Source organism: Centipeda sp. (in: firmicutes), assembly GCF_057271695.1.
Map to the genome: position 1 here is coordinate 1 of NZ_DBHIVL010000098.1, position 7,786 is coordinate 7,786.

The following is a 7,786-nucleotide window of genomic DNA, read 5'->3' on the forward strand; positions in this document are numbered from 1 at the left end:
GCGCGGCGAGTGAGGGTCGCGGCAAGATGATCGATCTCATGCTGCCCCTCCTCGTGCTCATCGGCGCGTGTATCTACGGAATGCTCTATACGGGCGGCATCCACGACGGCAACAGCATCGCCGAGTCCTTCGCCAACTGTGACTCGTCGAAATCGCTCGTGCTCGGCTCGTTCATTGCCTTCGTCTTTACGGGACTGCTCTATCTGCCGCGTCGTGTCGTCTCGTTCAACGTATTCTGTGACAGCTTCGGCTGGGGATTCAAGGCGATGACCCCTGCCATCTTCATTCTCTGCCTCGCGTGGACGCTCTCGGGGATCTGCAGCAAGGAATACCTCGACCTCGGCGGTTTCGTCGGCTCTGTCGTGCAGGCAAATGCGGGCGTTGTCATGTTCCTGCCGCCGCTCTTCTTCCTCGTCGCGGCAGGACTTGCCTTCGCGACAGGCACGAGCTGGGGTACGTTCGGCATCCTCATCCCGATTGCGATTGCCGTCCTCGGACAGAGTGCACCTGACATCCTCGTCGTCTCCGTTGCCGCCATCCTCTCAGGTGCCGTTGCCGGCGACCACGCCTCCCCCATCTCCGATACCACCATTCTCGCCTCGGCGGGCGCACAGTGTCACCACCTCGACCATGTTGCGACACAGCTGCCCTACGTCGCCGTCGTCGCCTCCTGCTCCCTCCTCGGCTACATCGCCGACGGCCTCACCGGGAGCGGCTACATCGGTCTTGGCGTCGGCATCACTGCCCTCGTCGTATTCATGCTTGTCCTCTCCTCGCGCGTGAGCTCAGCGGAGACGTAAAATATCACTTGACAATACGTCAAAAGCCTCTCGCGGGAGTGAAATGCTCCTGCGAGAGGCTTTATGTTATGTGTGAAACGCTCATGCCGCATGTCTTTTCCCCGAGCCGGGCTCGTTCTTCAGCATGTACTCACCGACGGTGGCGAACTCTCCCGATTGGAGTGCGTCGATGATGCGGTTGATGCGCGGCGGCGGCGTCCACGCGAGCGGCAGGAAGCAGTCCGCACAGCGGTTATACATGGCGCGCAGATCGTTCTCAGCGTGACGGCGCAGCAGTTCATACTCTCTCCTGCGCCGCTCGTAACGGCGTCCCGCACGCAGATAACCGACGGTAGTCACCACGCCCCAGAGGACGAAATAATATGCCCATACAAAATGCGGCAGGAACGGCGAAAGGGGGAGGTAGACGAGTGCGGCGACGAGTCCGCCGACGAGCATCCAGAGAGCAAGGGACGGACGGCTCATCCCTGCCTCGATACAGTCCAGATCCTCAACGACCTGATAGAGGTTGCTGTGCTGGACGAAATATTCCTTGAGACGTTCCAATCCATCAATCTGTGCCGTACGCTCGGTCGGAATCGGCGCAGGATCGTTCAGCGCAATCTCAGCGGGCATTTCCCGCTTGTGCTTTTCCGATCCGTCCGCAATAAAGCTCCACGTCTCAAGCTCGTCATCAACGAGGGCACGCTGTCCGCAATGCGGACAAATACGTGTAAGTCCCTCTATTTTCGCCCCACATTCATTGCAAATCACATCAATTCCTCCTTACTGTTAAAATTTTATTATACATGATAACACAAACGATTCTTTTTGTCTAATGGAAACATCGGTATACATAACAAGGGCTGCCCGCAAGCCGGGCAGCCCTTTGCATCGTGATTATTCTTTTTCCCGCCGCTGTTTCGAGCGATAGCCGATCCACAGTGCAAGCAGCCATGCGGGCAGAATCAGTACGGCGAGCTGCATTCCCGGGAGCTGCGCCATCATGAAGACAACGCCCGCGAGGAATAGGAGACAGACGTAGTTGATCCACGGGTAAAACGGTGCGCGGAATTTGATGTGTGCGCCCTCGCGCTCCATCTTCCGCCGAAACTTCAGATGCGTCACAACGATGGTCGTCCAGCTGATGACAGCGGCGCAGATTGCGATCGAGATGAGATAGAGGAACGCGTCGCCCGGAAAGAAGTAGTTCAGGAACACGACGATGAGCGTGATGCCTGAGGAAATCAGAATACCGAGCACAGGCACACCGCGCGTCGAAAGACTTTTGAGCACCGGCGGTGCATCCCCGCGCTGTGCCAGACCGTAGAGCATACGGCTGTTGCTGTAGATGGCAGAGTTGTAGACGGAGATCGCCGCCGTGAGCACGACGAAGTTCAAAATGTGCGCGGCAGCGGGGATACCGATGTTTTGGAAGATCTGCACGAAGGGGCTCGCCGCCATGCCGACCTCGTTCCACGGCCAGAGTGCCATCAGCACCGCCATCGTCCCGACGTAGAAGATCAGAATGCGCCAGATGACCTGGTTGATCGCCTGCGGAATCGTACGGTCAGGATCCTCCGCCTCGCCCGCCGTGATGCCGATGAGTTCGATGCCGCCGAACGAAAACATGACGACGGCAGTGCCGAGGAAGAAGCCCCACCAGCCATTTGGCAGGAATCCTCCATGCGTCCAGAGGTTGCTGACGTTCGCGGGGAACGGTGCGCCCGTGACGAGCAGCCAGCCGCCGAGAACGATCATGAGGACAATCGCCGTGATCTTGACGAGTGCCATCCAAAACTCCATCTCGCCGTATGCGCGGACATTCGTGAGGTTGAGCGCGGTGATGACGGCAAGGCAGATGAGTGCGGAGAGCCACTGCGGGAGATCGGGCAGCCAGAAGTTCATATAGATGCCGACCGCCGCAAGCTCCGCCATGGAGACAATGATGTAGTTGAACCAGTAGTTCCAGCCGGAGAGGAAGCCCGGAAAGTCGCCCCAGTATTTGCCCGCGTAGTGACTGAACGAGCCGGAGACCGGCTCATCGACCGCCATCTCGCCGAGCATTCGCATGATGAAGAAGATCATGATGCCGCCGAGAAGGTAGGCGAGCATGACCGCAGGTCCTGCGAGTGCGATGGTCGATGCCGAGCCGTAGAAAAGCCCTGTCCCAATCGCTCCGCCGAGCGCGATCATCTGGAGATGTCTGTTCTTGAGCCCGCGTCTGAGTGCGGGCGATGCTTCCTTTTCCTGCATAAATCCTCCGATCTATCCGCGCTGACGGTCCTTGAGTGCCTGCTCCATCTCGCGCTTCGCGTCCTTTGCCTTGAGTGACTGACGCTTGTCATAGTTGTGCTTGCCACTGGCGAGTGCCAGTTCGAGCTTTGCCCGTCCGCGCTTGAAGTAGACCTTGAGCGGGACGAGGGTCATGCCCTTCTCACGCGTCTTGCCGAAGAGCTTCAGAATCTCCGCCTTGTGCATGAGGAGACGTCGCACGCGCAGCGGGTCGTGGTTGAACTGGTTGCCCTGTTCGTAGGGGCTGATGTGCATATGGTCGAGGAATACCTCGCCGTTCTTGATGTAGGCATAGCTGTCGCGCAGATTTGCCTTGCCCGCACGCAGGGACTTGACCTCCGTCCCGACGAGCTCCATGCCCGCCTCATAGGTCTCATGGATGAAATAATCATGCCGTGCCTTGCGGTTCTCACAGGCGATCTTGATGCTTTCGTTCTTCTTTCCCATCGCAATTCCTCACTCGGCGTTCCCCGTTCCGCCCTCGGTCTTACGGTTCATGCGGCGCGTAGGACGTGGTGCACGGCGCGGCTTCTCAGTGCTCTCTGCCTCCGGACGCGGCACACGGTAGCCCGGCGGATCCGGCCAGACGGCACTGTTGAGCCCCGTCACCTTGACACGGTGGTAGTCGCGCGGACCGCGCTCCTCACCATAGCGGTCATTTCCTCTGCTGCGCCCACGGTCGCGACGGTCGCCCCCCTGCGCTGCACGCGCGGGACGCTGTCCGCGCCCGCCGTCTGCCTTGGGTGCTGCGGCACGCGGTTTTGCGGGGACGCTCGCCGCAGCCTTGTGCGCCGCACGCTCCCCCTCCTGCACGCGCTTTCCGTGCGAGCCGTGTGCACCGCGCGTTTTCTTGCGCCGCTCGGCGGGTGTCGCCTCAACATCGGCGATGATGGGCTCTGCCCTCTTCTCGCCCTTCTTTTTCCGCGAACGGCGGCTGCGCTTGCCCGAGGATGGACTTTTCTCCTCAGATGCCTTGGGTTTTGCGGGTGTTTTCGCCGTTTTCATTATGTTCGACTCATAGATGCCGTTGTCCTTCAGCACGAAGTCGAGCGTGCGTGCCTGTACGTCGGCACGCGTGATGATGATGGTCACACGGTCGCCGAGGCGGTAGCGCGTGCCCGTACGCTCGCCGACCATCGCATACTGCTCCTCGATATACGCGTAGTAGTCGTTTACCATCGTCGAGACGTGTACGAGCCCCTCGACGCCGTTCTCAAGCTCGACGAAGACACCGAACGCCGTGACGCCGCTGATGACCCCCTCGAAGGTCTCGCCGACGAACTGTGCCATGTACTCGATCTTCTTCATGTCCGTGGTCTCACGCTCCGCCTCGATGGCGATGCGCTCGCGCGCGGAGGAGTGCTCCGCCGCATCGGGCAGCATGGCACGCAGCCGCTCGCGCTTCTCTGCGGGGATGTGCCCCGTGGCAAAGGTCTCGCGCAGGAGACGATGCACAAGGAGATCGGGATAGCGTCGGATGGGTGAGGTGAAATGCGTATAGTAGCGTGCGGCAAGCCCGAAATGTCCAAGGCTCTGCGTCGAGTAGCGTGCCTGCTGCATGGAGCGCAGGGCAACCGCACCGATGATGCGCTCCTCGGGTGCGCCCTTCACACGGTCGAGCACCGCCTGTATGTCGCGCGGCTGAACCTTGCCGTCCTCGCCCACGTTCAGGCGCAGACCAAGTGCCGTGAGGAGACTTTGGAAGTGCTCGATCTTCTCACTGTTCGGTGTTTCGTGCACGCGGTAGACGAACGGCTCTTCTTTCAGCTCCATGTGCCGCGCAACCGTCTCGTTCGCAACGAGCATGCACTCCTCGATGATGGACTCACCGATCGAGCCCGTGCGCTTTACGAGTGCGACAGGGTGTCCCTCCGCATCGAGCTTCACCTTGATCTCGGGCAGCTCGAAGTCAATCGACCCGCGGCGATGCCGCTTTGCACGCAGAGCCTCACGCAGACGGCGCAGAGTCTCGAGCATCGGACGGATGTCCTCGTTGTCCGAGACAAACGGCTCCTCGCCCGCAAGCACCTTGTTCACGAGTGTATAGGTGAGACGGCGTGCAACGTGAATGACGCACGGCACGATCTCGTAGCTCCGCACCTCGCCGTCCGCGCCGATCTCCATCTCGCACGCCATCGAGAGGCGGTCAACGCCCTCGTTGAGGCTGCAAATGCCGTTCGAGAGTTCACGCGGCAGCATCGGAATCACGCGGTCGACGAGGTAGACACTCGTACCGCGCTGCGCTGCCTCCACGTCCAGCGGCTCGCCCGCACGAACGTAGTGGCTGACATCGGCAATGTAGACACCGAGGAAGAAGCCGCCGTCCTTCTCATACGCATAGATGCCGTCGTCGATATCCTTCGTATCCTCGCCGTCAATCGTGACAATGGGGAAGTCGCGGCGGTCACGCCGTCCCGCATACTCTTCGGGCAGCGGATTCTCAGGACAGTGCGCAGCGGCTGCCGCCACGGCGGGCGGGAACTGCTCATCCAGATTGTACGCACGCATGACAGCGAGCACGTCTACGCCGGGATCACCCGTCTTGCCGAGCACCTCGACAACGCGCCCCTCCGCACTGCGGCGTTCCTCCGGCCATTTCGTAATCTCGACAACGACCTTGCTGCCCGTCTTTGCGCCGCCAAAATCCTTTTTCAAAATGAAGATGTCGCGCCCGATCTTCGCGCTGTCGGGCGTGACAAAGCCGAACGCCTTGCTGCGCTCGAACGTGCCGACGATGTGCGTATTCGCACGCTCAAGAATGCGGATGATCTCGCCCTCTCTCGCGCGTCCTGCCTGTTCGGACGGCGTAACACGCGCGACCACGCGGTCGCCGTGCATGGCTGTCGCAAGCATGGAGCCGGGCACGAAGACATCCGACTCGTCCTCTGTCGCACGCACGTCGGGGATGATGAAGCCGAACCCCTTCGGCGACATGGAGAGTCGACCGACCACGAGATTCATGCGGCTCGGCAGCCCATAAAGACCGCTGCGGTTACGGATGATCGCCCCCTCCGCCTCGAGTGCTGCAAGCGCAGACGAAAGCAGAGGCGCATCCGCCTCGGACATACCAAGTCCCGTACGCACCTCCCCCTCCGGCAGCGGGCGATAGGCGTCCTCCCGCATATAAGCGTGCACACGTTCCTTGAGCGTATCTAATTGTTCCTGTTCCATAATTCCCTCTTTTTTCCGTTCCTATGATTCTGCGTTCTCCGTAAGAAATTCCGCAGTACGCGCAAAGACGCGCTCTCTGACCCCCAAATCGAGCGGCAGCAGATGCCCCGCATCGGGCAGGATGAACTTCTGACGACGCACGCTGCGGACGTTGTCATAGAGATAGTCCGCGCTCTTTGGATCCGCCGTGTGGTCGCGCTCCCCGTGCACGATCAGGATCGGTGCAGCAACCCGCGCAATCTCCCCGCAGAGAATTGCAATGACATCCATCATCTCGTGAATGGAGACAAGCGGCATCCGCCGATAGGTGTTGTTCGCACCGCGCGGCACATCGCGGAGCTTGCGGCGCGCCTTCGGCACATAGCGGTCGATGCACGCCTCGCGCGTCGGAAGGTGCTCGATCCCCTGCTCGGGGGCAATCATGATCGGCGCACCAAGGCTGACAACATGGGCAAGCTCTGTCTCCATGGAGAGCAGCAGGGCAAAGATCGCCCCCATCGAGTGCCCTACCACAGAGATGCGCTCACATACGTCACTGAGAATAGCATACCCGTCGCGCACGGAGTCCATCCAGTCCTCGTGCTCCATGCGGCTCAGGTCCTCGACCGTCGTCCCATGCCCCGCAAGCCGTATTGCGAGGACGGTAAAGCCGCGCTCGTTCAGATACTCGCCCATCAGACGCAGCTCTTCGGGCAGTCCCGTAAATCCGTGAATGAGGAGGACACCATGCGCGCCTCCCGGCAAAAAAAACGGCTTCGCTCCCTCAAGGTGCATGACAACTCCTCCTTTTCCGTCATATTCTAAAAAACCCCTGCGCCACCGCAGCGGCAGCAGGGATTTCTACGGTTCGACCAATCAGCTCGACATCCGTGCAATCACGATCGTAATAACCCCGAACAGAATTGCAAATACGATGGTCACGCGTGCGAGCAGCGCATCCATCCCGCGCGCCTTGCCCGAGAACACCGTATCTCCGCCGCCGTCCAGACCACCCATGCCGGCGGACTTCGCCTCCTGCCCGAGCACGGATGCGATGAGAATGATCGCGACAATTGCATCAAGTACCATTAAAAGTGTGAGCAAGAAAAAGCCCCTTCCTTCTCCAATATAAGCCAAGGAATCTCTGATAAATGAATCCGTCACGTTGGTACAGATTTTCCTGTCGAGGAGGCCGCACAGCAAGACTATGTGGAGAATTCATCGACAATGACAAAGTGAAAAAGATGTGCCAAGATGATGCGGTAAAATTTATCAACACGCCCCCCATTGCAAGCGATATTCTGTTATCATAGCACATACCTCCATGAGGAGGCAAGAAAATTTAATTGCCGGCTCTACGTCAAATGTCACAGACCTACGCGCTCTGCGCAAACACTTCGTTGCACAGACGTTCGTGGCTTGTCCGCTCAAATACCGCCGGACTTCTTAAGGAAACACTGATAAATTCAGCACCGCCATCTTGACGCATCTTTTTTGCCCGCACAATGCCTGCAAATCCTCCACATAGCTTTGGCTATGCGTCCGGTTTGCCTCCTTGTTCG

Annotated in this window: 8 protein-coding genes; 1 reads left to right on the plus strand and 7 read right to left on the minus strand. The window is 59.5% G+C overall.

Features of this window, described 5'->3' with window-relative positions:
• On the plus strand, positions 1–800 hold an 800-nt coding region (locus ACO6BQ_RS11405), incomplete at its 5' end, for a Na+/H+ antiporter NhaC family protein (RefSeq protein WP_489121048.1).
• Between the two features lie 81 nt (positions 801–881).
• Here ACO6BQ_RS11405 and ACO6BQ_RS11410 read toward each other — a convergent pair.
• The 7 genes from ACO6BQ_RS11410 to ACO6BQ_RS11440 all read right to left on the minus strand — a co-directional run.
• Complete coding sequence (locus tag ACO6BQ_RS11410; RefSeq protein WP_489121050.1) at positions 882–1,553, minus strand: zinc ribbon domain-containing protein; 672 nt, start codon at positions 1,551–1,553, stop codon at positions 882–884.
• A gap of 126 nt (positions 1,554–1,679) precedes the next feature.
• Positions 1,680–3,035 carry an amino acid permease gene (locus tag ACO6BQ_RS11415; RefSeq protein ID WP_489121051.1) on the minus strand — a complete coding sequence of 452 codons (1,356 nt, stop codon included), beginning with the start codon at positions 3,033–3,035 and terminating at the stop codon, positions 1,680–1,682.
• 12 nt (positions 3,036–3,047) lie between these two features.
• Positions 3,048–3,521 (minus strand): SsrA-binding protein SmpB, encoded by a 474-nt coding sequence (smpB, locus tag ACO6BQ_RS11420; RefSeq protein ID WP_489121052.1) that lies wholly within the window; start codon positions 3,519–3,521, stop codon positions 3,048–3,050.
• A gap of 9 nt (positions 3,522–3,530) precedes the next feature.
• Positions 3,531–6,245: a ribonuclease R gene (rnr, locus tag ACO6BQ_RS11425; RefSeq protein WP_489121054.1), complete on the minus strand. Its 2,715-nt coding sequence runs from the start codon at positions 6,243–6,245 to the stop codon at positions 3,531–3,533.
• Positions 6,246–6,266: 21 nt separating this feature from the next.
• Positions 6,267–7,019, minus strand: coding sequence for an alpha/beta hydrolase (locus tag ACO6BQ_RS11430; protein ID WP_489121056.1), 753 nt, complete (start codon positions 7,017–7,019; stop codon positions 6,267–6,269).
• A gap of 81 nt (positions 7,020–7,100) precedes the next feature.
• Entirely contained in the window at positions 7,101–7,313 is a 213-nt protein-coding gene (gene secG, locus ACO6BQ_RS11435) for a preprotein translocase subunit SecG (RefSeq protein ID WP_006693319.1), read from the minus strand.
• A 357-nt stretch (positions 7,314–7,670) separates the two neighbouring features.
• A partial coding sequence (locus ACO6BQ_RS11440; protein WP_489121059.1) for a secretion protein HlyD occupies positions 7,671–7,786 on the minus strand: 116 nt, incomplete at its 5' end.

Bases quoted from the DNA above. Each gene is read 5' to 3' on its own strand.
- ACO6BQ_RS11415 (WP_489121051.1), bottom strand. From the start codon at position 3,035: ATGCAGGAAAAGGAAGCATCGCCCGCACTCAGACGCGGGCTCAAGAAC.
- smpB (WP_489121052.1), bottom strand. From the start codon at position 3,521: ATGGGAAAGAAGAACGAAAGCATCAAGATCGCCTGTGAGAACCGCAAG.
- rnr (WP_489121054.1), bottom strand. From the start codon at position 6,245: ATGGAACAGGAACAATTAGATACGCTCAAGGAACGTGTGCACGCTTAT.
- ACO6BQ_RS11430 (WP_489121056.1), bottom strand. From the start codon at position 7,019: ATGCACCTTGAGGGAGCGAAGCCGTTTTTTTTGCCGGGAGGCGCGCAT.
- secG (WP_006693319.1), bottom strand. From the start codon at position 7,313: ATGGTACTTGATGCAATTGTCGCGATCATTCTCATCGCATCCGTGCTC.